20 protein-coding genes are annotated in these 26356 nt (G+C 72.5%); 7 read left to right on the top strand and 13 right to left on the bottom strand.

Features of this window, described 5'->3' with window-relative positions; translation table 11 throughout:
* Nucleotides 1–6: 6 nt before the first annotated feature.
* From ACFYL6_RS06130 to ftsY, 9 genes are all read right to left on the bottom strand, one after another.
* Nucleotides 7–1086 carry an amidohydrolase family protein gene (locus ACFYL6_RS06130; protein WP_387168120.1) on the bottom strand — a complete coding sequence of 360 codons (1080 nt, stop codon included), beginning with the start codon at nt 1084–1086 and terminating at the stop codon, nt 7–9.
* A 65-nt stretch (nt 1087–1151) separates the two neighbouring features.
* Nucleotides 1152–2711, bottom strand: a complete 1560-nt coding sequence (ffh, locus tag ACFYL6_RS06125; RefSeq protein ID WP_328650570.1) for a signal recognition particle protein — start codon at nt 2709–2711, stop codon at nt 1152–1154.
* Between the two features lie 114 nt (nt 2712–2825).
* Nucleotides 2826–3482, bottom strand: a complete 657-nt coding sequence (locus tag ACFYL6_RS06120; RefSeq protein WP_124776265.1) for a response regulator transcription factor — start codon at nt 3480–3482, stop codon at nt 2826–2828.
* A complete protein-coding gene (locus ACFYL6_RS06115) occupies nt 3479–4642 on the bottom strand; it encodes a sensor histidine kinase (protein ID WP_387168117.1) in 1164 nt (387 codons plus the stop codon). The genes ACFYL6_RS06120 and ACFYL6_RS06115 overlap by 4 nt, the downstream gene beginning before the upstream one ends.
* A gap of 300 nt (nt 4643–4942) precedes the next feature.
* Nucleotides 4943–7273 carry a [protein-PII] uridylyltransferase gene (locus ACFYL6_RS06110; protein WP_387168114.1) on the bottom strand — a complete coding sequence of 777 codons (2331 nt, stop codon included), beginning with the start codon at nt 7271–7273 and terminating at the stop codon, nt 4943–4945.
* A gap of 17 nt (nt 7274–7290) precedes the next feature.
* Complete coding sequence (locus ACFYL6_RS06105) at nt 7291–7629, bottom strand: P-II family nitrogen regulator (protein WP_172862163.1); 339 nt, start codon at nt 7627–7629, stop codon at nt 7291–7293.
* Between the two features lie 25 nt (nt 7630–7654).
* On the bottom strand, nt 7655–9067 hold the full coding sequence (locus tag ACFYL6_RS06100; RefSeq protein ID WP_387168112.1) for an ammonium transporter: 1413 nt from the start codon (nt 9065–9067) through the stop codon (nt 7655–7657).
* A 308-nt stretch (nt 9068–9375) separates the two neighbouring features.
* Entirely contained in the window at nt 9376–10239 is an 864-nt protein-coding gene (locus ACFYL6_RS06095) for an aminoglycoside phosphotransferase family protein (RefSeq protein WP_196921516.1), read from the bottom strand.
* Nucleotides 10240–10245: 6 nt separating this feature from the next.
* Entirely contained in the window at nt 10246–11427 is a 1182-nt protein-coding gene (gene ftsY, locus ACFYL6_RS06090) for a signal recognition particle-docking protein FtsY (RefSeq protein WP_387168109.1), read from the bottom strand.
* A 182-nt stretch (nt 11428–11609) separates the two neighbouring features.
* Between ftsY and ACFYL6_RS06085 the strand changes: the two genes are divergently transcribed.
* The 5 genes from ACFYL6_RS06085 (at nt 11610) to ACFYL6_RS06065 (ending at nt 16623) form a co-directional block, all read left to right on the top strand.
* Complete coding sequence (locus tag ACFYL6_RS06085) at nt 11610–13337, top strand: alkaline phosphatase D family protein (RefSeq protein ID WP_387168106.1); 1728 nt, start codon at nt 11610–11612, stop codon at nt 13335–13337.
* A 10-nt stretch (nt 13338–13347) separates the two neighbouring features.
* A complete protein-coding gene (locus tag ACFYL6_RS06080; RefSeq protein ID WP_354971450.1) occupies nt 13348–13788 on the top strand; it encodes a MarR family transcriptional regulator in 441 nt (146 codons plus the stop codon).
* Between the two features lie 145 nt (nt 13789–13933).
* Nucleotides 13934–15553, top strand: coding sequence for an MDR family MFS transporter (locus ACFYL6_RS06075; protein ID WP_387168103.1), 1620 nt, complete (start codon nt 13934–13936; stop codon nt 15551–15553).
* 9 nt (nt 15554–15562) lie between these two features.
* Nucleotides 15563–16057: a universal stress protein gene (locus ACFYL6_RS06070; RefSeq protein ID WP_387168100.1), complete on the top strand. Its 495-nt coding sequence runs from the start codon at nt 15563–15565 to the stop codon at nt 16055–16057.
* A gap of 44 nt (nt 16058–16101) precedes the next feature.
* Nucleotides 16102–16623: a DinB family protein gene (locus ACFYL6_RS06065; protein ID WP_387168097.1), complete on the top strand. Its 522-nt coding sequence runs from the start codon at nt 16102–16104 to the stop codon at nt 16621–16623.
* A gap of 7 nt (nt 16624–16630) precedes the next feature.
* Here ACFYL6_RS06065 and ACFYL6_RS06060 read toward each other — a convergent pair whose 3' ends face one another.
* The 3 genes from ACFYL6_RS06060 to ACFYL6_RS06050 all read right to left on the bottom strand — a co-directional run bounded on the left by ACFYL6_RS06060 (nt 16631) and on the right by ACFYL6_RS06050 (nt 21409).
* A complete protein-coding gene (locus ACFYL6_RS06060; RefSeq protein WP_387168094.1) occupies nt 16631–17251 on the bottom strand; it encodes an HAD family hydrolase in 621 nt (206 codons plus the stop codon).
* The gene (gene smc / locus ACFYL6_RS06055) at nt 17251–20865 is read right to left on the bottom strand and encodes a chromosome segregation protein SMC (RefSeq protein WP_387168091.1); all 3615 of its coding nucleotides are present in this window, start codon (nt 20863–20865) and stop codon (nt 17251–17253) included. Before smc ends, ACFYL6_RS06060 begins: the two co-directional genes overlap by 1 nt.
* Before the next feature lie 349 nt (nt 20866–21214).
* Nucleotides 21215–21409: a hypothetical protein gene (locus tag ACFYL6_RS06050; RefSeq protein ID WP_030487463.1), complete on the bottom strand. Its 195-nt coding sequence runs from the start codon at nt 21407–21409 to the stop codon at nt 21215–21217.
* A gap of 373 nt (nt 21410–21782) precedes the next feature.
* Here ACFYL6_RS06050 and ACFYL6_RS06045 point away from each other — a divergent pair, with 373 nt between their 5' ends.
* Both ACFYL6_RS06045 and ACFYL6_RS06040 read left to right on the top strand, forming a co-directional pair.
* The gene (locus ACFYL6_RS06045) at nt 21783–22946 is read left to right on the top strand and encodes a CAP domain-containing protein (RefSeq protein WP_387168088.1); all 1164 of its coding nucleotides are present in this window, start codon (nt 21783–21785) and stop codon (nt 22944–22946) included.
* A gap of 117 nt (nt 22947–23063) precedes the next feature.
* On the top strand, nt 23064–23906 hold the full coding sequence (locus ACFYL6_RS06040; protein WP_387168085.1) for an endo alpha-1,4 polygalactosaminidase: 843 nt from the start codon (nt 23064–23066) through the stop codon (nt 23904–23906).
* Nucleotides 23907–24060: 154 nt separating this feature from the next.
* On the opposite strand, the gene ACFYL6_RS06035 is transcribed toward ACFYL6_RS06040, so the two are convergent.
* Nucleotides 24061–26280, bottom strand: coding sequence for an MMPL family transporter (locus ACFYL6_RS06035; RefSeq protein WP_387168082.1), 2220 nt, complete (start codon nt 26278–26280; stop codon nt 24061–24063).
* Nucleotides 26281–26356: the final 76 nt, after the last annotated feature.

Below are 26356 nucleotides of genomic sequence, written 5' to 3'. Positions count from 1 at the left end.
GCGGGGTCAGCGGATGACGCGGCCGCGGAGGATCGTGCGGGACGGGGCGCGAACGACGCGCAGGTCGCTACGGGGGTCTTCGGGGTAGACGGTCAGGTCGGCGAGACCGCCTTCGACCAGGCCGGGGAAGCCGAGCCATTCGCGGGCGCCCCAGGAGGCGGCGGCGAGTACGTCGGTGGGTGCCATGCCGGCCCGTTCGTGCAGCAGCAGCATCTCCTCGGCGGCCAGCCCGTGGTCGATGCCGCCGCCGGCGTCGGTGCCCACGTAGATCGGCACCCCGGCCTCGTGCGCGGCGCGCACCACCTCGGGGAAGCCGTCGCGCAGCGCGAGCATGTGCTCGGCGTACCCGGGGAACTTGTCTCGCGCCTGTTCGGCGATGCCGCCGAAGGTGGCGATGTTGATCATTGTGGGGACCAGCGCGGTGCCCTGGCGGGCCATCTCGTCGATCAGGTCGAGGCGCAGCCCGGTGCCGTGCTCCACCGAGTCGACGCCGGCCCGCACCATGATCTCGACGGCTGATTCGGAGAACGTGTGCACCGCGGCGCGTACCCCGGCGTCGTGGGCCGCCCGCACGGCGGCGGTGAGGGTGTCCGCGTCCCAGGCCGGCGCCAGGTCACCGACGCCCCGGTCGATCCAGTCGCCGACCAGCTTGACCCAGCCGTTGCCGGCCCGCGCCTGCGCGGCCACCGTGGCGGCCACCTCGGTCGCGTCGACCTCCACGCCGATGTCGCGCAGGTAGCGCTTCGGTGGGGCGACATGCTGGCCCGCGCGGGCCAGTCGCGGTAGGCCCGGCTCGTCGTCGAGTTCGGGGTACGGGTACGGCGAGCCGGCGTCGCGGATCGCCAGCACCCCGGCGTCCCGGTCGGTGTGGGCCAGTTCGCGGGCCTGGTCGAGCGAGGTGATCGGGGCGCCACCTCGGGCGATGCCGATGTGGCAGTGCGCGTCGACCAGGCCCGGCAGCACGAAACCGCCGTCGACGACGGTCTCCGCACCGGGCACCGGGGTGAAGGTCACCCGGTCGCCGACCAGCCAGAGATCGCGTACCTCGTCGTCGGGGAGCAGCACGCCGCGCACATGAAGAGCCATGCGCACAGTCCTACCCGATCACTTCCCGTCGGGGGCGAGCAGGCCGCCCCCGACCGGCACGGAGGTCAGCGGGGGCGGTTGTCGCCGCCCTTGCCGAGCTTGTTGAAGTCGATCTTCGGGAGCTTGAAGCCGGGCGGCAGGCCCTGGCCGCCAGCGAGGTCGTTCGGGTCCATCCCCGGCGGAAGCTGCGGCATGCCACCCGGGAAGCCGGCGGGCATCCCGGCGCCGGCTCCGGTACGCGGACGACCGCCGCCCTTGGTGCCCTTGCGCTTGTTCTTCGGCGACTTGGTCGCCTTGCGGCGGCCACCGCCGGGCAGGCCCATCATGCCGCCCATCTGCTTCATCATCTTCTGCGCGTCGGCGAAGCGGTTGAGCAGTTGGTTGACGTCCATCACGGTGACCCCGGAGCCGTTGGCGATGCGCGCCCGGCGGGATCCGTTGATGATCTTCGGGTTGGTCCGCTCGCCCGGGGTCATCGACCGGATGATGGCGGTGACCCGGTCGAAGTGACTGTCGTCCAGGTCGGCGAGCTGGTCCTTCATCTGCCCCATGCCGGGCATCATGGCCAGCACGTTGGCGATCGGGCCCATCCGCCGCACCGCGATGAGCTGGTCGAGGAAGTCGTCCAGGGTGAACTGCTCACCGCCCATCAGCTTGGCGGTCATCTTCTCCTTCTGATCGGAGTCGAAGGCCTGCTCGGCCTGCTCGATCAGAGTGAGGACGTCGCCCATGCCGAGGATCCGGCTGGCCATCCGGTCGGGGTGGAAGACGTCGAAGTCCTCCAGCTTCTCACCGGTGGAGGCGAACAGGATCGGCTGCCCGGTGACCTCGCGGACCGACAGCGCGGCACCACCACGGGCGTCGCCGTCGAGCTTGGAGAGCACCACACCGGTGATGCCGACGCCGTCACGGAACGCCTCGGCGGTGCGGACGGCGTCCTGACCGACCATCGCGTCGATGACGAAGATGACCTCGTCCGGCGAGACGGCGTCGCGGATGTCGGCGGCCTGCTGCATCATCTCGGCGTCGATGCCGAGCCGGCCGGCGGTGTCGACGATGACGATGTCGCGGGCGGCGCGCTTCGCGTGCTCGATCGACGCGCGGGCCACCTGCACCGGGTCGCCGGTGCCGTTGCCGGGCTCCGGGGCGTACACCTCGACACCAGCCCGGCCACCGAGCACCTGGAGCTGCCCGACGGCGTTGGGGCGCTGGAGGTCGGCGGCGACGAGCAGCGGCTGGTGCCCCTGGCCCTTGAGCCAGCGGGCCAGCTTGCCGGCGAGGGTCGTCTTACCGGAACCCTGGAGGCCGGCCAGCATGATCACCGTTGGCGGCTGCTTGGCGAACTGGAGCCGCCGCCCCTCGCCGCCGAGCACGGTGATCAGCTCTTCGTTGACGATCTTGATGATCTGCTGGGCCGGGTTCAGCGCCTGCGAGACCTCGGAGCTGCGCGCGCGCTCCTTGACGGCCGCGATGAAGCCCTTGACCACCGGCAGCGCGACGTCCGCCTCCAGCAGCGCGAGGCGGATCTCGCGCGCGGTGGCGTCGATGTCGGCGTCGGTGAGCCGCCCCTTGCCGCGGAGCTTGGTGAAGATCCCGGACAGGCGGTCACTCAAGGTGTCAAACACGCGAACATCCCGTTTGTCAGTGTTCCGGCGGGCACAACGCGGCCGGCACTGCGGAGTCCGGCCACCGCTAGGGTAACCGCCCGACCGCAGGGCCGCTGTCGCCCGGCCCGGGCCTCACCCCGACACCAACCCCGACTGGTACGCGAACACGACGAGCTGGGCCCGATCCCGGGCTCCCAGCTTGCCCATCGCCCGGCTGACGTGGGTCCGCGCGGTCGCCGGGCTGACCACGAGCTGTGCGGCGATCTCCTCGTTGTTCAGGCCCTCACCGACCAGGCCGACGACCTGACGCTCCCGATCGGTGAGCGTGTCCAGTCGGGGGTGCGGGCGAAGCACCCGGGACGGCCGGGTGGCGAACTCCCGCACCACCCGGCGGGTCACCGACGGCGACAGCAGCGCCTCCCCCTCGGCGACGAGCCGGATGGCGCGCAGCAGCTCGGCCGGTCTGGTGTCCTTGGTGAGGAACCCACTCGCACCGTGCCGCAGCGCGTCGAAGACGTACTCGTCCAGCTCGAAGGTGGTGAGCACCACCACCCGCGTACCGGTCAGGTCGGGGTCGGCGACGATACGGCGGGTCGCCTCGATGCCGTCGATACCGGGCATCCGGATGTCCATCAGCACCACGTCCGGCCGTTCTCGACGGGCCAGCTCGACCGCCCGCAGCCCGTCGGACGCCTCGCCGGCCAGTGCCAGGTCGTCCTCGCTCTCCACCAGCGCGCGCAGCCCGAGCCGGACCAGGTCCTGGTCGTCGGCGATCAGCACCCGGATCACGTCGTCGGCTCCACGGGCAGCCCGGCGTACACCCGGAACCCGCCCCCGGCGCGCGGCCCGGTGGTCAACCGCCCGCCCAGCGCCGCGACCCGCTCCCGCATCCCGGCCAGACCGTGACCGCCCTCGTCGTCGGCGACAGCCGTCCCGGCGCGGCCCGGTCCCGTCCCCCGGTCGGTGACCTCGACGGTCACCTCGTCGGCGCGGTAGTCCACTGTCACCTCCGCGCTCGCCACCCCCGCGTGCCGCAGTACGTTCGTCAACGCCTCCTGCACCACCCGGTACGCGGCCAGGTCCACCGCGGCCGGCAGCTCCCGGGGTTCACCGACCACGCGCACCTCGACCGCGAGCCCCGCCCCGGCGAGCCGGTCGCGCAGCGCGGGGAGCCGGGCCAGGCCGGGTACCGGGTCGCGCTCGGCGCCCCGCCGCACCGCGCCCAGGGTGACCCGCAGCTCGTCCAGCGCCTCGCGGCTGGTCCGGCTGATCGCGGTCAGGGCCACCTCCGCCTGCTCCGGCCGCTTCGGCAGCAGGTGCAGGGCGATCTCCGCCTGCATGCTGATCGCGGCGAGCCCGTGCCCCACCACGTCATGCACCTCCTGCGCGATGCGCAGCCGCTCCTCGTCGGCCTGCCGCCGTGCCTGTTCGGCACGGCCCCGGGCCTCTTCGGCACGGGTACGCGCGGTCGCCTCACGACTCACCCGTACCACCACCCCCACCGCGAACGGTACGACCACCCAGGCCGACGCGGGCAGCACTCCGGTCCAACCCGGCGCCGGACCCCGGCCGAAGAAGACGTGCGCCAACAACAGGACGAACGCGCCACCGGTGGCGAGCACCGCCGGGCGCACCGGCAGTCGCACCGCCACGGTGTACACCGCGACCAGGAACGTGACAAGGATCGGCCCGTACGGGTAGCCGATCAGCAGGTACGTCGAGGTGGCCACGGTGACCACGGCGAGGGTGGTCACCGGAGCACGCCGCCGGACCAGCAGGGCCAGCGCGGCGATGGCGATCAGCACCCGACAGGCGGCGTCCACCGGCCTCGACCCCGGCTGGTTGTCCCCGGCCAGACCGGTGGCGAGCAGCCCGAACCCGAGCAGCACCAGGGCGAGCGCGGCATCCGCCGCCACCTCCGGCCACCGCCACTGCCCGCCTCGTCGCATGGCCGTCATTCTGCCCGCGTCGACGCCGCTCGACGTGCGTCCACGAGCGGCCCCTCCCCTACGCCCCCGGACGTACCCCCACCCCACCCCACCCCCACCCCGCCCTCGCCCTCGCCCTCGCCCTCGCCCTCGCCCTCGCCCTCGCCCTCGCCCTCGCCCTCGCCCTCGCCCTCGCCCTCGCGATCTTGCACTTTGTGTCGCCACTATGCGGCTTTTGCGCGGTAAGCGGGGACAGTAAGTGCAAGATCGACGCGGGAGGGCGGGGGCGGGGGCGGGGCGGGGCGGGGCGGGGCGGGGGGATTAGACGGCGGCGAGGACCGCGGCCTCCAGGCGGGCCCGGGTGGCGTCGTCCGGCCAACCGCCGACCAGATAGAAGGCGTCGACCACGTCGGCGCCGAGGGTGGAGATGCGGGCCGCGCGGACCAGGGCACCTGCCTCGTCGAGCGCACAGGCGACCCGGTAGAGCAACCCGGCGGCGTCGGCGGCGCGCAGTTCCAGCAGTACGGCGTCGGTGGCCGCCTCGCGGTGCCAGACCACTCGTGGAGCCGCGCCGCCGCCACGGCTGGCGAGCGCACGGCCGCGCAGCCGTTGGGTGACCGACACGTCACCGGCGACGGCCCGACGCAGGTCGGCGCGGAGGGGGACCGGGTCCGGTGGAAGGCCGTAGCGCGGCTGCACCCGGCACTCGACCAGGGCCCGCCCGTCGACGGCGGAGGCGTCCGCGGAGATCACCTCCAGCCGGTGCAGCGCCAGGCAGCCGGCCACCGTGGCGAGCAGGCCACGCCGGTCGGCCGCCGCGACCGACACCCGGTCGCCGGTCAGGTGGACGACCGGCAGTGGCCCGGCCAGCAGCTCCGGGTCCGGGGCGGGTGGCTCGGGGAGTACGCCGGTGTCCAGCGCGGTGCGAACCCGGGCGACCAGCTCGGCGACGAGCCGGCCCTTCCAGTCGGACCAGGCCGCCGGCCCGGTCGCCGCCGCGTCGGCGCGGACCAACGCGTGCAGCACATCCAGGGTGCCGGTGTCACCGACCGCCTCGGCCACCGAGGCGATGGTGACCGGGTCGGACAGGTCCCGGCGGGTGGCCACGTCGGGCAGCAGCAGGTGCAGCCGGACCAGCTTGCCGATCAGCTCGACCTCCGGGGCGGGCAGACCGACCCTGGTGGCCACCGCCTGGGCAACCGGCACACCGACGGTGCTGTGGTCACCGGGGAGGCCCTTGCCGATGTCGTGCAGGAGAGCGCCGAGGAGCAGCAGGTCGGGGCGCTCCACCTCGCGGGCGTGCCGGCTGGCCTCGTGCGCGGTCTGCACGAGGTGCCGGTCGAGGGTGAAGCGGTGCACCGGGTTGTGCTGGGGCAGGCTGCGCAGCCGGGTCCACTCGGGCAGCCAACCGTCGACCAGCCCGTACCGGTCACAGGTCTCCCAGGCCGGCACCAGGCCGGCACCGGCGCCGAGCAGGGTGATCAGCGCGGCCCGGGCCTCGGCCGGCCAGGGGGCCGGCAGTGGCGGGCAGTAGGCCGCCAGCCACTCGCAGGTGGCCCGCGCGATGGGGATTCGGGTCGTGGCCGACGCGGCGGCCACCCGCAGCGAGAGGCTCGGGTCGGGGCGTGCCCCGATCGCCGTACGGGCGAGTACCAGCTCGCCGTCGTGTTCGACCACGTCGCGTGCGACCGGGCGGCGGGCCGGGCGGCCGTTCCCGCCCCGGGAGCGACCGGAGCGCAGCCGGTCGGCGGCCCGGAAGGCGTCGTCCAGGGCGTGGCTGACCGTGCGGGCGTCACCGGCGACCCGGCGCAGCAGCGCGTCGCCGTCTTCCACGACGGCTCCAGGCCGCCGCGCGGCATCAGACGCGCCGGGCTGAAGTTGCCGCAGGCCGAGCAGGGTGGCCACCCCGTCGCGCTCCTGGGCGACCAGCCGGTCGACCCGTCGGCCGACCTGCTGGTGCAGGGCATCGCGGGTGTCCAGAAGGCGCAGGTGGGCGGCGCGTACGGCGGGACGCAGCGCATCGGTGATGCCAGCGGCGGAGATCGCCCGCAGCAGCCCCACGTCGCGCAGACCACCGGCGGCCTCCTTGAGGTCACCCTCCAGCAGGAACGCCAGCTCACCGTGGGCCTGCCAGCGGGCTTCGGTGACCTCCCGCAGGCCGGGCAGGTGCCGGACGGCGGTACGCCGCCAGTGGTCGGCGGCGGTGCGGATCAGCGCGTCGGCCAGCGCCTGGTCCCCCACGATCAACCGGGCGTCGAGCAGCCCGAGGGCGACCTTGACGTCGTCCTGGGCCACCGAGAGCGCCTCGGCGACGGTGCGTACGGAGTGGTCGAGCCGCAGGCCCGCGTCCCAGATCGGGTACCAGACCGAGGCGGCCAACTCGTCCGTGCCGGGCACCCCGGCGTGCACCAGCACCAGGTCGAGGTCGCCGTACGGGGCGCACTGCCGCCGACCCAACCCCCCGACGGCCAGCAGCGCCACCCCGTCCCGCGCCGGCAGCAACCCCCGCAAGAACGAGTCGTAAGCGGCAGCCCGCCCCCGCCGAGCTGCCTCTCCGATCCCCCCGGGAACGCCGACGACCTCGTTGATCAAGAGGTTCGCGTCGCCGTCGTCGGCGTTTCCTGACGCGTTCTTCTTGATCAACGAGGTCATGTCAGTCGTGGTCGCGGTCAGAGTGCGTCTAGGCCGCGTTCGCCGGTACGTACCCGGACGACCTCTTCGACACCGGTGACCCAGACCTTGCCGTCACCGATCTTGCCCGTGCGGGCAGCGCCGACGATGGCGTCCACCACCTTGTCCACGTCGATCTCGTCGGTGAGCACCTCGACCCGGATCTTGGGCAGGAACTCGACCGTGTACTCGGCACCCCGGTAGACCTCGGTGTGCCCCTTCTGCCGCCCGTACCCCTGAACCTCGCTGACGGTCAGCCCGGCCACCCCGAGGGCGTGCAGGGCCTCCTTCACCGCGTCCAGCTGGTACGGCTTGATGACTGCGGTCACCAGCTTCATGTCCAACCCCTCCATCCCAGGAACGTTAACCGGCGACCTTTTCGCTTACCGGCTCGGCGGGCTCCGCCTCCGGCTTGGCACCGCTCGCCGTGCCGCCACCGGGGGTGCCGATGCCGGCCATCGCGAACGCGCTGCCCGTGCCGCCGCCGGCCGGGGACAGGTCGTAGCTGCTCTCGGCGTGCTCGGCGATGTCGATGCCCTCGACCTCCGCCTCGCCCTTGACGCGGAAGCCGATCGTCTTCTCGATGACGAAGGCGAGCACCCAGGCGATGCCGAACGACCAGACGGTGACGATCAGGCCGGCGAGGGCCTGCCGCCCGAGCTGGGTCGCGCCGCCGCCGTAGAAGAGGCCGTCGGAGGCACCCACCACGTCGGTGATCGCGGCGTTGACCGAGTTGGTGGCGAAGAGGCCCAGCCAGAGCGAGCCGATCCAACCACCGACGAAGTGCACGCCGACCACGTCGAGCGAGTCGTCGTAGCCGAGCTTGTACTTGAGGCTGACGGCGAGCGCGCACACCGCGCCGGCGACGATGCCGAGCAGGACGGACGCCCACGGCGCGATGAAGCCACAGGCCGGGGTGATGGCGACCAGACCGGCGACGGCGCCGGACGAGGCACCGACCATCGTCGGCTTGCGGGTCTTGACCCACTCGACAGCGATCCAGCCGAGCACCGCCGCCGCCGTGGCGAGCTGGGTGTTGATGAAGGCGAGGCCGGCGACCGAGTCGACGGTCAGCTCCGAGCCGGCGTTGAACCCGAACCAGCCGAACCACAGCAGACCCGCACCGAGCGCGACCAGCGGAATGTTGTGCGGCTTCATGCCCTCGCGCGGCCAACCGAGCCGCTTACCGAGGACCAGGGCCACGGCCAGGGCCGCCGCACCGGCGTTGATGTGCACCGCGGTGCCACCCGCGAAGTCCAGTGCGTGGATGTCACCGCCGATGATGCCGCCGCCCCACACCCAGTGGGCGACCGGGAAGTAGACCAGGGTGGCCCAGCCGAAGGCGAACAGCAGCCAGCCGGCGAACTTGGCCCGGTCGGCGATGGCACCACTGATCAGCGCGACGGTGATCACCGCGAAGACCATCTGGAAGGCCATGAACACGTAGAGCGGGACCCCGATGCCGCTGGGGTTCTCCGCCGTGGCACCCCACAGGTCGGTCTCGGCGAGGAAGGTCTTGGTGCCGAGGTACGCGCCCGGGTCGCCCCAGAAGCCGTTCACGTCGGCCCCGAAGGCGACGCTGAATCCGTAGAACCACCACAGAATAGAGATGAGCCCGATAGCCGAGAAGCTCATCATCATCATGTTGAGTACGCCCTTGGCCCGGTTGAGGCCGCCGTAGAACAGCGCCAGTCCGGGGGTCATGAGCAGCACGAGCGCGGTCGAAACCAGCAGCCACGTGGTATTGGCGCCGTCGATCGTCGGTGCTTCAGGCACGCTGGCCTCCTAAAGGTGAAGTCCTCCTTCGCGGCTTTCCGGGGCAGCGTCGCCCGTAGGCCGGTTGCGCGGAAGCTTCGCGGCCGGCTGTTTCACTTTGGGTCCCGTGCGGGTTTCCGTTTCGTGACGGGTTGTTTCGGACGTGTCACGAACTCCGCACAGTCAGCAGCATGGACGATTGTGGATCGACCGGACGGCGAACGTCGATGGCCGACCGGTCAGCGGCATCGACCGGTGCGCGTGCCGGGCCCGGCCGAGCATCGGCCGGTGCGGGTTCCGGGCCCGGCCGAGTATCGACCGACCCGCGCTCAGCGGAGGGCGTTCTCCAGGGCGTGCCGCTCGTAGTCGAGCAGCCGCAGATCGCGCATCGGCCGGCGCAGGTGGCCCTTGTGCACGATCCGGACGAACGCCGGCTCACCGGCGGCGGCCATCCGGCGGATCCCCTCGACGTGGTCCACGATCCGTTTCCGGATGGTCCGGATCAGCCGGTGCCGGTCCCGGGGGATCAGCCCGTACGCGTCGGCGAAGAGCCGGAGGCGGCGGGGCCGGTCCGGGTGCTTCCAGCCCAGCGTGATCGAGTCGCGGTCCGCGAAGATCGGCACCCAGGTCCAGGCCGCGTACGCCACGTCGTAGATCCGCGCTCCGGGCGAGGCGAGGTCGAAGTCGATCAGCCCGAGGGTGCCGTCCGGACGCCAGATCACGTTGTGCGGCGCGGCGTCGTGGTGGCAGATCACCTCGGTGTCCGGTGGTGGGGGCCCGAACGAGCGCCAGACCGCCGACTGCGGAGGCGTGAAGCCGTACTGGGCGTCGTGGAACATCCGCAGCATGGTGGCGACGGTGACCAGGGCCTCGTCGGTCACCCAGTGCGGGGCGAGCGGATACTCTCCGCACTCCCCCTCCAGGTACGACAGCACCTCACGGTTGCGCTCGTCCATCCCGAGGGCCCGGGGGGCGCCGGTGAACCCCACGTACTCCAGGTGGCGCAGTAGCGCGTGCACGGACGGGGTCCACGGCCCGGCGTTGCGCCGGACCGTGTCACCCACGCGGACAACGGTGCTCACGTTGCCGCCGTGCAGCGGGATCTCCTGCGAAGTCACGTACGGTCTCCCGAGGCGCTGCGACGGATGGCCGGGGTCACGCCAGCCCGCGTACGCGCGATCGTCAGTGGTCACCCGAGACTACGCGTCCCGGCCGGTGGCCTCGGTCCCCAGCAACGCGTCGACGAACTGCGCCGGGTCGAACGGGGCCAGGTCGTCCTTGCCTTCGCCGAGGCCGACCAGCTTCACGGGGATGCCGAGCTTGCGCTGCACGGCGATCACGATGCCGCCCTTCGCGGTGCCGTCGAGCTTGGTCAGCACCACACCTGTCACGTTGACCACGTCGGTGAAGACCCGGGCCTGCTCCAGGCCGTTCTGCCCGGTGGTGGCGTCCAGGATGAGCAGTGTCTCGTCGATCGGGCCCTGCTTCTCCACCACGCGCTTGACCTTGCCCAGCTCGTCCATCAGGCCGACCTTGTTCTGCAGGCGGCCGGCGGTGTCGATGAGCACGGTGTCCACGCCGGTGTCGATGCCGCGCTTGACGGCGTCGAAGGCGACGCTGGCCGGGTCGGCGGCCTCGGGCCCCCGGACGGTCTCCGCGCCGACGCGCGAGCCCCAGGTCTCCAGTTGGTCGGCGGCGGCAGCCCGGAAGGTGTCCGCCGCCCCGAGCAGCACGCTGCGACCGTCGGCCACCAGCACCCGGGCGATCTTGCCGCAGGTGGTGGTCTTGCCGGCGCCGTTGACGCCGACGACCAGGACCACCGCCGGCACGCCGTCCTTGGGCGCGGTCCGCAACGAGCGGTCCAGGCTCGGGTCGAGCGCGTTGACCAGCTCGGCGGCGAGCAGCGCCCGCAGCTCGGAGGCCGAGCGGGTGCCGAGCACCCGGGTGCGCTCGCGGAGCCGGTCGACGATGTCGCGGGTGGCGTCGACGCCGACGTCGGCGGTGATGAGGCTGTCCTCGATCTCCTCCCAGACGTCCTCGTCGAGGTGGTCACGGGCGAGCAGGCCGAGCAGGCCCTTGCCGAACACGCTCTGTGAACGGGACAGCCGCGAGCGGAGCCGGACCAGCCGCCCGGCGGTCGGCTCGGGGACCTCGACCTGCGGTGCGAGCACCGGCGGCGGCTCGACCAGGACGCCGGTGGACAGATCGGACTCCGGTGCCTCGACCGGTGGCCCGGCGAGATCCTCCTCGGCCCTGGTGTCGACCTCGGTGCGCGGCAGCGGGGGCTCGGGCCGCCGCCGCAACCGCGGCACGACCAGCCCGACTGTGCCGGCGATCAGCACACCGAGCAGGACCAGAGCGAGGACGAGATATTCGGCCATGCCGGAATCCTGTCAGATGCGGGCGGCGGCGTCCCAGCCACCGCACCCCGAGCGGTGCCCGGGGCCTCAGCCACCGCACCCCGAGCGGTGCTCGGAGCCTCAGCCACCGCACCCCGAGCGGTGCCCGGGGTCTCAGCACCGCACCCGGCCGGCGCCAGCTAACCGGCGGTAGGCTCGGCCGCATGTCCGCCGCACACCTCCTCATCGGCCCACTTCTGCGGCGAGTGGTGGACACTCGGGCGACGATCTGGGTAGAGACGGCGGCGCCCGCCGTGGTCACCGTCCGCACCGCCAGCGGCGCCACCGGCACCGCACCCACCTTCTCGGCGTACGACCACCACTACGCCCTCGTCGTGGTGGAGGGGCTTGCCCCGGACAGCGAGACCACCTACGAGGTGCTGGTCGACGACGAGATCGTCTGGCCGGTGCCGAGCAGCGGGTTCCCGCCGAGCGTGATCCGCACCCGGGCCGCGGACGATCGGGACCAGCCGGTCAATCTGATCTTCGGCTCGTGCCGGGAGACCACCCAGCACGCCACCACCCGCAAGCTGCCACCGGACGCTCTGGACGCGTACGCCCGGCGGTTGATGGCCGACCCGGAGTCGCACCCGCTGCCCGACCTGCTGGTGCTGCTCGGTGACCAGGTGTACGCCGACGTCACCTCGCCGACCGTGCGCCGGCTGCTGCGTCGACGGCGGCGGCGGCCGAAGGGCGCTCCGGCCGACCAGGTGGTGAGCTTCGACGAGTACACCAAGCTCTACCTGGAGTCCTGGCGTGATCCGGAGATCCGCTGGCTGCTCTCCACCGTGCCGAGCGTGATGATCTTCGACGACCACGAGATCATCGACGACTGGAACACCTCGGCGGCGTGGCGAGCCGAGGTGCGCGAGCAGCCGTGGTGGCAGGAGCGGATCGGCAGTGGGCTCGCCTCGTACTGGGTCTACCAGCACCTGGGCAACCTCTCCCCCGACGAGATCGTCGCCGATCCGGTCTTCGCGAAGGTCGCCGCCGCCGAGGACGCCACGGGCGTGCTGCGCGAGTTCGGCCACCGGGTCGACCAGGAGTCCGACCTCGCGCACGACACCGAGCGCTGGCGCGCGGTGCAGTATCAGTGGAGTTACGCACTGGACCTGGGCCGGACCCGGCTGGTCATGCTGGACAACCGGTGCAGCCGGGTGCTCGAACCCAACAGCCGGGCGATGCTGCCCCCCGGCGAGTGGGCCTGGTTCCTCGACCAGGCGCACGGGGTCTACGACCACCTGGTGGTGGGCGCCTCGCTGCCCTGGCTGCTGCCGCAGGGCATCCACCACATCGAGGCGTGGAACGAGAAACTGGCGGACTCGCGCCGGCCGTGGGTGGCGCGCGGGGCGGAGAAGCTGCGCCGCGCCCTGGACCTGGAGCACTGGGCGGCGTTCCGGCGGTCCTTCGAGGCGCTCGCCGAAACGTTCGCCCGGATCGGCACCGGCACGCCGCGGCAGTCCGGCGCCCGGATCGGGGCCGGCCCGGCGTACGCCCCACCGGCGTCGATCAGCGTGCTCTCCGGTGACGTGCACCACTCGTACGTGGCGCGGGCCCGGTTCGCCGACCCTGCGGTGGTCACCCCGGTGCACCAGCTCACCTGTTCGCCGATCCACAACCAGGTGCCGGCGGGCATCCGTCCGCTGATGCGGCTGGGCTGGTCGCCCGGTCCGGCCGGGGCCACCCGGGCGCTGGCCCGTTCGGCGGGCGTACGCCGACCGGGTCTGCGCTGGCGCAAGCTGGCCGGCCCGTACTTCGGCAACGCGGTGGCCACCCTGACCCATCAGGGGCGCGGGGCCGACGTGGTCATCGAGGGCACCACGAAGGACGGGCACCTACGCCCGGTGATGCGGCGTCGACTCTCCGCCAGTGGCGAGCCGGCAGCGCCGTAGTCTCTACGCCGTGGACGAGCACCTGCCGGAGCCGATCCGGGCGGTCGAGCACGAGTTGACCGCTCTGCTGCGCCGTGGCCGGGCGGTTTCCTGGGAGATCGCCCGGGAGGTGCACCCGAACCTGGAGCCGAACACCTACGGGTTGCTGCTCTGGTTGCGCCGTAGCGGGTCGATCCGGTTGACCGAGTTGGCGGCGCGGCTGGGCGTGGGCAAGGGGACGCTGAGCCGGCAGATCAACGCGTTGGAGGTCCTCGGTCTGGTTCACCGCGACCCCGATCCGAGTGACCGGCGGGCCGCGCAGATCAGCCTCACCGAGGAGGGGCAGCGCCGGTTCGACGTCGCCCGCTCGGCCCGGTTGGGCGAGTTCCTGCGCGCCCTGGACGGCTGGCCGGAGCGGGACGTCGAGGAGTTCGCCCGGCTGCTCGGCCGGTTCAACGACTCCTGGCAGTAGCGCCTGACGCGGGGGAATAGGGTGCCGGCCCCACAAGTTGTTGCTTCAGGCAACCAAGGCATACGGTTGCCTCAGGCAATTCACAGGCGGCCCGTGCGTACCAGCCCCGCCGTTCCACCTCGACTCCGCTCGGAGGCAACAAACGATGAGCCAGGCGACAGCGCCTCCCCAGGCGACCGCCGTGACCATGACCCACCGGCAGATCCTGGAAGCACTCTCCGGCCTGCTGCTGGGTCTGTTCGTCGCGATCCTCTCCTCCACGGTCATCTCGAACGCGCTGCCGCGGATCATCACCGAACTGCACGGCGGCCAGTCCGCGTACACCTGGGTGGTGACGTCGGCCCTGCTCGCGACCACCGCGACCACCCCCATCTGGGGCAAGATGGCCGACCTGACCAGCAAGAAGACCCTGGTCCAGCTGGCCCTGGGGATCTACGTGCTGGGCTCGGTGCTCGCCGGCCTCGCCCAGGGCACCGGTGAGCTGATCGCCTGCCGGGTGCTCCAGGGCGTCGGTGCCGGCGGCCTCACCGCCCTGGCTCAGGTGATCATGGCCACGATGATCGCGCCCCGCGAACGCGGCCGCTACAGCGGCTACCTCGGCGCCGTGATGGCGGTCGGCACCATCGGCGGCCCGCTGATCGGTGGCGTGATCGTCGACACCTCCTGGCTCGGCTGGCGCTGGTGCTTCTACGTCGGCGTGCCGTTCGCCATCCTCGCGCTGATCGTGCTCCAGAAGACCCTGCACCTGCCGGTGGTCAAGCGGAAGGCCGAGATCGACTGGTGGGGCGCCACCCTGATCACCGCGGCCGTCTCGCTGCTGCTGATCTGGGTCTCGCTCGCTGGCGATCAGTTCGCCTGGGCCTCCTGGCAGACCGCCGCCATGGTCGTCGGCGCCCTGGTCCTCGGCGCGCTGGCGATCCGGGTCGAGACCCGGGCCGCCGAGCCGATGATCCCGCCGCGGCTGTTCCGCAACCGCACCATCACCCTCGCCGTCGTCGCCAGCATCGCGGTCGGTGTGGGCATGTTCGGCGCGTCGATCTTCCTGGGCCAGTACTTCCAGATCAGCCGCGGCCAGAGCCCGACCATGTCCGGTCTGATGACCCTGCCGATGATCCTCGGCCTGTTGGTCGCCTCCACGGTCATCGGGCGGGTCATCAGCAAGACCGGCCGCTGGAAGCGGTACCTGGTGATCGGTTCGGCGCTGCTCACCGTCGGCTTCGCGCTGATGGGCACCCTCCGCGCCGACACCAGCTTCACCCTGCTCAGCGTCTACATGCTGGTGATCGGCGTCGGCCTGGGCATGACCATGCAGAACCTGGTCCTCGCCGTGCAGAACACCGTCGGACCGCACGAACTCGGCGCGGCCAGTTCGGTGGTGGCGTTCTTCCGCAGCCTGGGTGGCGCGATCGGCGTCTCCGCCCTCGGCGCGGTGCTCGCCCACAAGGTCAAGGACTACACCGCCGACGGGCTGGCCCAACTCGGCATCCCGGCGTCCAGCTCCGGCAGCGGTGGCACCCTGCCCGACGTGCACACCCTGCCCGGCCCGCTGCGGGCCGTGGTGGAGAGCGCGTACGGCCACGGCGCAGGTGACATCTTCCTGGCCGCCGCCCCGTTCGCCCTGATCGCGCTGATCGCGGTGGCCTTCATCAAGGAGGTGCCGCTGCGCCAGCACAACGGCAACCCGGTTTCCGACGAGGTCGAGCGGGAATCGACACTCGCCGCCGGGGCTGGCGCACCCGTGATCCGTACCGGCGAGCAGAGGTGAGGTAGAGCCATGGGCGTGGGAGCACCGGACCGCGAGGAGTACGGCCCACGGACCCGACCGCTGCCCTTCGAGCGCGGCACGGACGGGCCTCGGGTGATCATGGTGGGCGTCGACGGCACCCGCACCTCCGAGCGGGCCGGCTCCTACGCCGCGGGCCTGGCCCGTCGGCAGGGCGCCGCCCTGGTGGTGGTCTTCGTCAGCTCGCCGAGCGGGCTGACCGCCCTGGTGCCCGGCATGGACGCCGGCGCGGTCCAGCGCACCCACGACGAGTTGGCCGACGAGCTGCGCCAGGAGTGTCGGCGCGGCGCCGAGCAGTGGGGCATTCCGGTGACCCTGCTGGTGCGGCGCGGCGACGCGTACGGCGAGCTGCGCGCGGCGGCCGACGAGTTCCAGGCCGACATGGTGGTGGTCGGCGCCTCCGAGCAGGCCGGACACCGGCTGGTCGGCTCGGTCGCCACCCGGCTGGTCCGCGCCGGCCGCTGGCCCGTCGTCGTGGTGCCCTGATAACCCGTCGCGGTGTGTCCGAGGTGCCGGGCAGGATGCGCGGCATGACCTGGACCGCACCGGAGATCACCCGGACCCCCGAACCGTACGTCGGCGACGAGCGCACCATGCTCGACGGCTGGCTCGACTACCACCGACAGACACTGCTGCTCAAGTGCGCCGGCCTGACCGAGGAGCAGTTGCGGACGCCGAGCGTGGAACCCTCCGGGCTGACGCTGCTCGGCCTGGTCCGGCACCTGGCCGAGGTCGAGGCCTGGTGGTTCCGGGAGAACTTCGCCGGCCAGCGGGTCGACTACCCGTACTTCACCCCGGAGACGCCGGACGCCGACCACGACGTCAGCGCGGCCGACGCCGAGGCCGACTTCGCCACCTTCCACCGCGAGGTGGCGCTGGCCCGCGAGGCTGCCGCGGGTCACTCGCTCGACGAGACGTTCACCGAGGTCAGCGCGAAGAAGCGCACCTTCAACCTCCGCTGGGTGTACGTCCACATGATCGAGGAGTACGCCCGGCACAACGGTCACGCCGACCTGATCCGGGAACGCATCGACGGCGTCACCGGCGAGTGACAGGCGCTCAGTAGTCCAGGGCCGCCCGCAGGTAGCGCAGGTCGGCGTGGCCGCCCCAGCGGTGCGCCGACAGCCCGGCGGACCGGGCACCCCGTACGGCCCAGTCCTCGTCGTCGACGAAGAGCACCCGGGCCGGCGGGGTGGCCAGCGCCTGGCAGGCGACCTGGAAGTATTCCGGGGCGGGCTTGTGCACCCCGAGCGTGGAAGAGTTGACCACCACGTCCAGCTCGCCGACCAGGCCGAGCGCGGTCAGGTCGGCGTCGAGCAGGTCGGTGGCGTTGGTGGCCAGGCCGACCCTGATCCCGGCGGCACGTACCTCGCGGACGAAGTCGAGCACCTCGGTGTCCACCTCACCCCGGTAGCGCTGCCACTGCTCCACCGCCGCGCGGGCCCGGTCCGGGCCACCGGCCGGCTCGGCGAGCGCGTCGGCCACGCTGCTCACCCACTCGGCGTGGCTGAGCCGGCCGGTGAGCACCGGCTGGAGCCGGCCCCACTGCATCGCGATCTCGAGGAGAACCCCGTCGGCGAGGCCGTACTCCCGCTCCACCTCGGCGGCGACCGCCGGGTCGAACCGGCGCAGCACGCCGTCCAGATCCAGCAGGAGCGCCGTCGCGCGTTCCCGAGCCACTACCCGTTCTCCTCGCCGCGGCCGTGCCGCTGGTCGTCCTCGTCGGCCCGGTTGAGCCGTTGGCTGATCACCTGAGTGACCCCGCTGCGCATGGTCACGCCGTAGAGCGCGTCCGCGATCTCCATCGTCCGCTTCTGGTGCGTGATGACGATCAGCTGACTCTTCTCCCGCAACTGTGCCAGCAACAGGATCAGCCGGCCCAGGTTGACGTCGTCCAGGGCCGCCTCCACCTCGTCCATGATGTAGAACGGGCTGGGTCGGGCGCGGAAGATCGCCACCAGCATGGCCACCGCGGTCAGCGACCGCTCACCACCGGAGAGCAGCGACAGCCGCTTGATCTTCTTGCCCGGCGGGCGCGCCTCCACCTCGACGCCGGTGGTGAGCAGGTCATCCGGCTCGGTGAGGATCAGCCGGCCCTCGCCGCCGGGGAAGAGCACGGTGAACACCTGCTCGAACTCCCGGGCGGTGTCCTCGAAGGCGCTGGCGAAGACCTCCAGGATTCGCTCGTCCACATCCTTGACCACGGTGAGCAGGTCACGCCGGGTGGCCTTGAGATCCTCCAACTGCTCGGAGAGGAACTTGAAACGCTCCTCCAGGGCGGCGAACTCCTCCAGCGCGAGCGGGTTGACCTTGCCGAGCAGGGCGAGTTCGCGTTCCGCCTTCGCGGCCCGCTTCTCCTGCACCGGCCGCTCGTAGCGCACCGGCTCGGGCACCGGCAGACCGTCCCGTTCGGCCGCCGCGACGTCCACCTGGGTCGGCGGAACGGGCTGGGTGGGGCCGTACTCGGCGACCAGCGTCTCCACGTCCAGCCCGAAGTCCTCGGCGGCCTTCGCCTCCAACTGCTCGATGCGCAGCCGCTGCTCGGCCCGGGCCACCTCGTCGCGGTGCACCTGGCTGGTCAGCCGCTCCAGCTCCGCGCCGAGCCGCTTGGCTGCTCCGCGTACCTCCTGGAGCTCTGCCTCCCGCGCGGCGCGCTCCAGGGCGACCGCGTCGCGGTGCTCCTCGGCGGCCGCGATCGAGGTGGTCAGCCGGGTCAACGCCTCCCGGGCGCCACCGGCGACGGACCGCGCGATGCCCGCCCCCCGGGCGCGGGCGGCCCGCCGGGCCGCCGCGCGTTCCCGGGCGGCCCGCTCCGCGGTGGCCTGCCGGGCGAGTGAGTCGGCCCGGCCGGCGATCGAGGAGACCCGCTCCTCGGCGGTACGCACGGCGAGCCGGACCTCCATCTCGTTCTGCCGGGCCTGCGGCACCATGGCCGCCAGTTGGTCCCGTTCCTCGGTGGACGGCTCGGCGTCGACCGGGGTCTCCTCGGCCAGCCGTAGCCGCTCCTCCAGCTCGGCGAGCGCGGTGAGGTCCCGTTGCCGGGCCGCCTCGGCCCGGGAGCGGGAGTCGCCGAGCCGATCGGTCTCCGCCTTCGCGGACCGGGCCGCCGCGCCCAACTCGGCCAGCCGGCGAGCGGCGGCGTTGCGGTGGCTCTCCGCCTCGCGCTTCTCGGCGGCGGCGTGCTGCACGGCCTCCTTGGCGGCGGCCACCTCGGCGCGCGCCTCGACCAACTGGTCACGCAGCTCCAGGCCAGCGCGTTCGGCGGTGAGGCGGTTGGCGCGGGCCTCCTCGACGGCGGCCTGCACCTCGATGTAGCTGGGGGCCTTGGCCGACCCGCCGGCCGCCGCGTACGCCCCGACCACGTCACCGTCCGGGGTGACCGCCCGCAGCTCGGGGTTGCTGGCGACCAACTCGGCGGCGGCGGCGAGATCGTCGACGAGCGCCACGTCCCGCAGGGCCCGGTGCACCGCCGGACGCAGCTCGGCGCTGCACTCCACCAGGTCGGGCGCCCACCGGGCGTCGTCCGGCAGCTTCGGGCGCAGCGCGTCCGCGGAGCCGGTCATACCGGGCCCCGCCGGGCTGCCGACCAGCAGGCCGGCCCGACCGGCGTCGGAGATCTTGAGCAGGCGCATCGACTCGACGGCCTCGTCCACCCCGCTGACGGCGACCGCGTCGGCGAGACCGCCGAGCGCGGCGGCCAGCGCGGCCTCGTGGCCCGGCGCGACGGTGAGCAGCCCGGCGAGGCTGCCGAGCAGGCCGGGCACGTCGCCGGCGCGGGCGAGCAGCGCCCCGGCGCCGTCCTTGCGCCGCAGCCCGAGAGCCAGTGCCTCCTCCCGGGCCTTCCAGGTGGCGGCGTCCTTCTCCGCTGCCCGCTCGGCGTCGGACAGCGACCGTACGGTGGCCTGCGCCCGCTCCTGTACGGCGACCGCCTCGGCGTGCCGGGCGTCCAGGTCGGCGTTGTCCCGGTCGGCCTCGGTGGACTGGGCGGCCACCGCATCCAGGTCGGCCTGCGCCTGCTCGGCGCGGCCCAGCGCGTCGGCGTGCGCGATGGCGAGGCGTTCGATCTCCTCACCGGCGCTGGTGGTCCGGGCCCGGGCGGAGTTGACCTGGCCGGTGAGCCGGGCCATCCCCTCCCGCCGGTCGGCGATGGCCTTGGCCGCGGCGACCAGCTCGCGCTCGGCGGCGGCCAGCTGCCGCTCCAGCTCCTGACGGTGCTCGACCGCCTCGGCCAGGCGGATCTGGTCGTCGGTGAGCGCGCCGCGCAGCTCCTCCTCCTGCTCGCGGACGCGCTCCGCCTCGGCCTCCAGCTGGTCCGGGTCGCGGCCGGGCCGCTCGTCGTCGCCGGTGGCGCTGAGGTGCCGCAGCCGCTCCCGGGCCAACTGCTCGATCGAGCGGAAGCGTTCCTGCAGGGCGGAGAGCTTGTACCAGGTGTCCTGGGCGGCGGCCAGCAGCGGAGCGTCCACCGCCAGGGCGGCCTCCAGCTCACCGAGCCGGCCCTGCACCTCGGCGTGCTCACCCTCGATCTGCTCGCGCCGCTCGCGCAGCGCGGTCTCGTCGGCGATCTCCCGGTCCAGTGTGGTTCGCAGCGTGGCCAGGTCGTCGGCGAGCAGGCGCAACCGGGCGTCACGCAGGTTGGCCTGGATGGCGGCGGCGCGCCGGGCCACCTCGGCCTGCCGGCCCAGCGGCTTGAGCTGACGACGCAGCTCGGCCGTGAGGTCGGTGAGGCGGTTGAGGTTGGTCTGCATCGCGTCGAGCTTGCGCAGCGCCTTTTCCTTGCGCTTGCGGTGCTTGAGGACGCCGGCCGCCTCCTCGATGAACGCCCGGCGGTCCTCCGGCTTGGCGTGCAGCATGCCGTCGAGGCGGCCCTGCCCGACGATGATGTGCATCTCCCGGCCGATGCCGGAGTCGGAGAGCAGCTCCTGGATGTCGAGCAACCGGCAGGAGTTGCCGTTGATCTCGTACTCGCTCTCGCCGGAGCGGAACATCCGGCGGGTGATGGAGACCTCGGTGTACTCGATCGGCAGCGCGCCGTCGGTGTTGTCGATGGTGAGGGTGACCTCGGCGCGACCCAGCGGCGCCCGGCCGGCGGTGCCGGCGAAGATGACGTCCTCCATCTTGCCGCCACGCAGGGCCTTGGCGCCCTGCTCGCCGAGGACCCAGGCGATGGCGTCGACGACGTTGGACTTGCCCGAGCCGTTCGGGCCCACCACACAGGTGATCCCGGGCTCCAGCTTCAACGTCGTGGCGGAGGCGAAGGACTTGAACCCCTTCACCGTCAGGCTCTTGAGATACACCTACTCGATCCTCGTCCGGTGGCCGCCGTACCGTCGCCGGCTGTGGGGACCTGGGTGAACTCGCAGACTAACCCGGCGGTGGGAGCGGGCCGGCATGCGACCCGCCCCACGTCGCGTCGACAGTGGGCGCGCTGTTGTTCCGTCAGCCGCGAGAAAGACAAACGCCTTTCATGATCGGCTTATCCGTCGAGGCGCTTTTCGGGAACTGCGAGGAGTGCTTCCCGGGCGACCCATCGCAAGATCATGAATCGTTCGCCGTCGAAAAGGTGCCGGACAGTGTTGCGCGCCGGCACAGAGGTGTCGGCGCGCATTTTTGCGATGGTGCGATTCAGTTTTTACGACCTGGAGATCAGGTCAGCGCCGGCTCGGCCAGACGGAGCAGATCGTCCGCCTCCGCCGCAGCCGCCGCGAGCCGATCATTGTCGGCACGCAGACGCGTGATCTCGAACTCCAGTGCCTGAACCCTGGAACGCAGTCGGGTGACCTCGTCGAGCAGACGCCGGTCGGGCGCTGCACCTACGTGGCCGTAGAGGGCCTTCGCCATGCTGACTCCTTGATATGCGCTGCCGGAAAGGCCGGCCAACGCGCGCCCAATTCATACGCGGCTGTCATTCCAGGCTGTATCTGGGCATGACCGGGCGCGACTGGCGACACCTATATATTGAGCCGCAAACCCCTCCTTCGTCAAGTTCTCGCAGGCCGTAGATCATCTCCACGTCGACCTGTCCACTTGTCGGGGGGGCTGCCGCAAGGCACGGACACTCTCTGTCCGGACGCCTTTACTGTACGCCCGGATCCGCGGAAGTCCGCACCCTGGCGTCCGACTTCCCCTTAACTCTTTCTTAGCCACGTTGCCGCAGGTCGTAGGCGCGCCGTAGCGTCAGCCCGGCCCGCAACCGACCCCTGGAGGCATAGGCGTGTACGGCTGGACCGATCCGATGGACCCGAACGGCGCCCCCCGGCGCGCCGAGGGACCGACCGACGAGCCGGCCTGGCTGCACGACCGCCCGGAGCCCCGCTCGGCCTACCTCTTCGGCGACGAACCCGGTCAACCGGGCGACGAGTGGCACCGCGAACAGCCCACCGGTGGCTGGCAGTCGAGCCCGGCGACCCCCGCCGAGCCGGCCGACGCCCACACCGTCGCCGGGCCGGCCCACCAGCCGGAAGGCGAGACCGGCGATTGGGGCGACAGCCGCCCGACCCAGGACACCACCGGCGGCTGGCACACCGAGACGCCCAGCGGTTGGCACACCGACACCGACCCGCAGACCACCGACGGCTGGCACGGCACCGCCGAGACCGGACGACCCGGCGAGGGACGGCACCGCTCCCCACGCCGCTGGCGCCGGCCGCTCATGATCGGAGGCGCCGCCGCGGCCGCCACCCTCGTGGTGAGCTTCGGCGTCGGCGCGCTCACCCTGCCCGGCGGTGACGACGGGGCCGCGCAACCGACGGCCGTCGACGACACCTTCGCCACCTCGGCGCCGCCGACCGAGGAGCCGGCACTGGACACCCTCGCCGCGCCCTCCCCGTCCGCCATTCCCAGCACGGCCTCTCCGAGCCCGTCGCCGAGCAGGGTCGTCAAGCCCACGCCGGCGTCGTCGCGGAGCACCGCCGCGTCGCGCCGCAGCGTCCAGCGCAGCAGCGCGCCGAGCAACACCGGCAGCTCCACCGGTACCAACGGCACCGGCGGCACCGTCAGCGCCCAGGCCCGCGAGGTGGTGGACCTGGTCAACGCCGAGCGGGCCAAGGCCGGCTGCAAGGCGCTGAGCATCGACACCAAGCTGATGACGGCCGCCCAGCGGCACAGCCAGGACCAGGCCGACCACCAGAACATGTCACACACCGGCAGCGACGGCAGCAACGCCGGCACGCGGCTGGACCGGGTCGGCTACGCCTGGCGCACGTACGGCGAGAACGTGGCCTGGAACCAGCAGAACCCGGCCGCGGTGATGGACGCCTGGATGAACAGCTCCGGCCACCGGGCCAACATCCTCAACTGCGCGTTCACCCAGATCGGCGTCGGCATCGCCAACAGCAACGGACCGTACTGGACGCAGGTCTTCGCGGCGCCGCGCTGACCGCGCGTCGTTCCCGCCCCCGCGCTCGTTTGACCCGGTGAGGTACGTCGGGCCGGAGCGTGGGGGCCGCGTACCGGTGCGGGCGGCGACCGGCCGTCCGGGACCCGGGAGCTGCCGATGCGGATCCGGCCGCGGCGACGCGTCGCCGTACGCCCACTGCGCCGCGTCCTGTCCGCCGGCGTCGCTCTCGTGCTGGTGGTGCCGGCGTACGGGTGCCGGCCCGCGCTGACCCCGCCCGGCGCGCCCACCGCGTGGCCGGCGGAACAGGCCCGGCACTGGCAGTGGCAGTGGCAACTCAGCGGCCCGCTCGACCCGGCGGTGGACGCCGAGGTCTTCCTGCTCGACCCGGTGGGCACCACCGCCGCGCAGACCGCCGAGCTGCGCTCCCGGGACCGCCGGTTGATCTGTCAGGTGAGCGTGGGGTCGGTCCGCTCCGCCGACCCGGACGCCACCCGGTTTCCGGAGATCGTCCGGGGCGCGGCCGGGCGTCGCCCCGACAGCCGGTGGCTGGACGTCCGGAGTTGGGACGCCCTCCGGCCGGTGCTGACCGACCGGTTCCGCCTCTGCCGGGGCAAGGGCTTCGGCGCGGTGGCGCTCTTCGACGCCGACGGGTACGCGGCCCGCACCGGATTTCCGCTCGACTTCGACGACCAACTGCTGTTCAACCGCCGGCTGGCCGAACTGGCCCGCTCGCTGAGTCTCTCCCCCGGGCTGGCCAACGACGTGCCGCAGCTCGCCGCGTTGGCCCCGGACTTCGACTTCGCGGTCAACGAGGAGTGCGTCCGGCTGGCCCAGTGCGCCAAGCTCCTGCCGTTCAGCCACGCCGGCAAGCCGGTCTTCCACGTCGAGTACACCGGCTCGACCGACGCCTTCTGCGTCACCACCGTCGGCTACGGCTTCGCGTCGATCCGCAAGGACCGCACGTTGGACGCGTCCCGGGAAGCCTGCCCACTGCCCTAACCCCACCCCACCTCGCCCCGCCCCGCCCCGCCCCGCCCCGCGATCTTGCACTTTCGGTCGCTGAATTGCCGGTTTGGCCCGCTTTGTCGCGACAGAATCTGCAAGATCGGCGGAGCGGGGAGCGGGGGGCGGGGGGCGGGGGGCGGGGCAGCGGTCAGGGCACCGGCACCAGCTCCGGGGCGGAGGCCGGCGGATCGGTGGGCGCGGGCGCCGGGCGCGGACGCAGGAAGCGCGGGGCCCACCAGTTGGCGTCGCCGAGCATGGTCATCAACGCCGGCAGCACCACTCCCCGGATGATGGTGGCGTCCAGCAGGATCGCCGCCGCCAGGCCGATGCCGAGCTGCTTCATGTCGATCGTGCTCAGCGTGGCGAAGATCGAGAAGACCCCGACCATCACGATCGCCGCGCTGGTCACCACCCCGGCCGACGAGGTGATCCCGTACGACACGGCGTCGCGGTTGGACAGGCCGGACCGGACACCCTCGCGGATCCGACTGACCACGAAGACGTGGTAGTCCATCGAGAGGCCGAAGAGCACCACGAAGAGGAACAGCGGCAGCCAGGACACGATCGCGCCCATCGACGTGAAGCCGAGCAGACCCTGCGCCCACTCGCCCTGGAAGATCAACACCAGCAGGCCGTACGCGGCGCCGGCGGAGAGCAGGTTCAGCGCGATCGAGCTGGCCGCGATCACCACCGACCGGAAGGTGAACGCCATGACCAGGAAGGTCAGCACCAGCACGAAACCCATGACCAGCGGCAACTTGTCCCGGACGTGCTGGGCGTAGTCCTCGCTGTCGGCAACGCCCCCGCCCACCGCGTACTCGATGCCGGGGATGCCGCGAAGCTCGGCCGGGACCAGGTCCCCGCGCAGCTTCTCCAACGACTGCACCGACCTGTCGTCCCGACTGGCGTACGGGGTGGGGACGTCCAGCACCGAGACCCGCCGGTCGGCCGACACCTCGATCTTCGGGCCGTCCGCCTCGGCCGGGGCGAACAGCGGATCGCCGGCCGCCCGGGTGGACAGGTCGGTGAGGGCGGCGCGCACCCGGTCGGCCTGGTCGGCGGGCGCCCGGACGGCCACCACGTGATTGGTGCCGGCGCTCGGGAAGGCGGCGGTGAGCCGGTCGTACGCCTGCATGGCCGGGGTGGTGCGGGGCAGGTCCTCCATGCCGGGGAACTTCAGTTTCATGCCGAGCGCCGGCGCGGCCAACGCGAGCAGCAGCCCGACCGAGATGACAAGCGTCGCCACCGGCGCGCGCAGCGCGGGCCGGAGCACCGCGGGCCACAGCCGGGGCGCGCGAGGCTCACCGTGCCGGCCGGTACGCGGCGCGGTCAGTCGCCAGAGCAACGGCACCCGGGGCCGGTCCACCCAGCGACCGAGCCGGGCCAGCAGGGCGGGCAGGACGGTCAGCGAACCGGTCACCGCGACGGCGACCACGAGGATCGAGCCGATGGCGAGGGACGAGAAGACCACGTCGCCGGCGAGCAGCAGCCCGGCCATCGAGATGATCACCGCGAAGCCGGAGACCACCACGGCGTGCCCGGAGGTCTCCGCGGCAATCTCCACCGCGTCCAGACCGGACCGGCCCTTGGCGCGTTCCTCCCGCTCCCGACGGATGTAGAACAGCGAGTAGTCGACCCCGACCGCCATGCCGATCAGCAGGATCACCGGTGCCGTGGTGTCGGTCGCCGGCACCAGGTGCGAGGCGAGGGTGGACAGACCCATCGCGGCGGCGACCGAGGAGAGTGCCAGCAGCACCGGCACGCTCGCCGCGATCAGCGCGCCGAACGCGATGATCAGGATCGCCAGGGTGACCGGCAGACTGAGCAGCTCGGCGCGCTTGAAGTCCTTGCCCAGGGTGTCGTCGAGGGCCTGACCGATCGACGGCCCGCCGACCTGCTCGACGCGCAGCTCGGGGTGCGCGGCCTGCACGGCGGCGGTGGTGTCCCGCAACGGCTGTACCCGCTCCGAGGCCGTCTCCGGGTCGCCCGACATGGTGATCGGCAGCAGCAGCGCCGAGCCGTCCCGCGCGGTGACCGGCTGGCCCACCCCGGCCACCCCGGCGACCGTACGCAGCCGGGCCGCCGCGTCGTCGGCGGCCACCTTCGCCGCCGCCTGGTCCAACGCGCCACCCCGGGAGGTGATGAGGACGTTGTCCACGGCCGGGTCGTCGAAGTCGCCGGCGTCCACGATCAGGCTGGCCCGCCCCGCCTCGCCGATCGCCTGGTCGTTGCTGGTGGCCTCGTTGAGTCCGGCGGCGGTGCCGCCGACGAAGCACACCGCCACGAACACGACCCACAGTGCGATCGCCCGCCACGGGTGCTCGGCGCTCCACCGCGCCAGCCGCACCGTCACCGGTCTTCTCCCCATCTCGGGTCCCCCTGTCACGTCAACCCCCTGTCAACGGTGCTGACGTTAGGTGCGTGACGAGGTGGTCACATCGGGG

It is taken from the genome of Micromonospora sp. NPDC007208 (genome assembly GCF_042869175.1).
Lineage (GTDB): Bacteria > Actinomycetota > Actinomycetes > Mycobacteriales > Micromonosporaceae > Micromonospora > Micromonospora foliorum.
The sequence above is the reverse complement of the archived record's forward strand: the minus strand, read 5'-3'. Positions and strand labels throughout refer to the sequence as shown.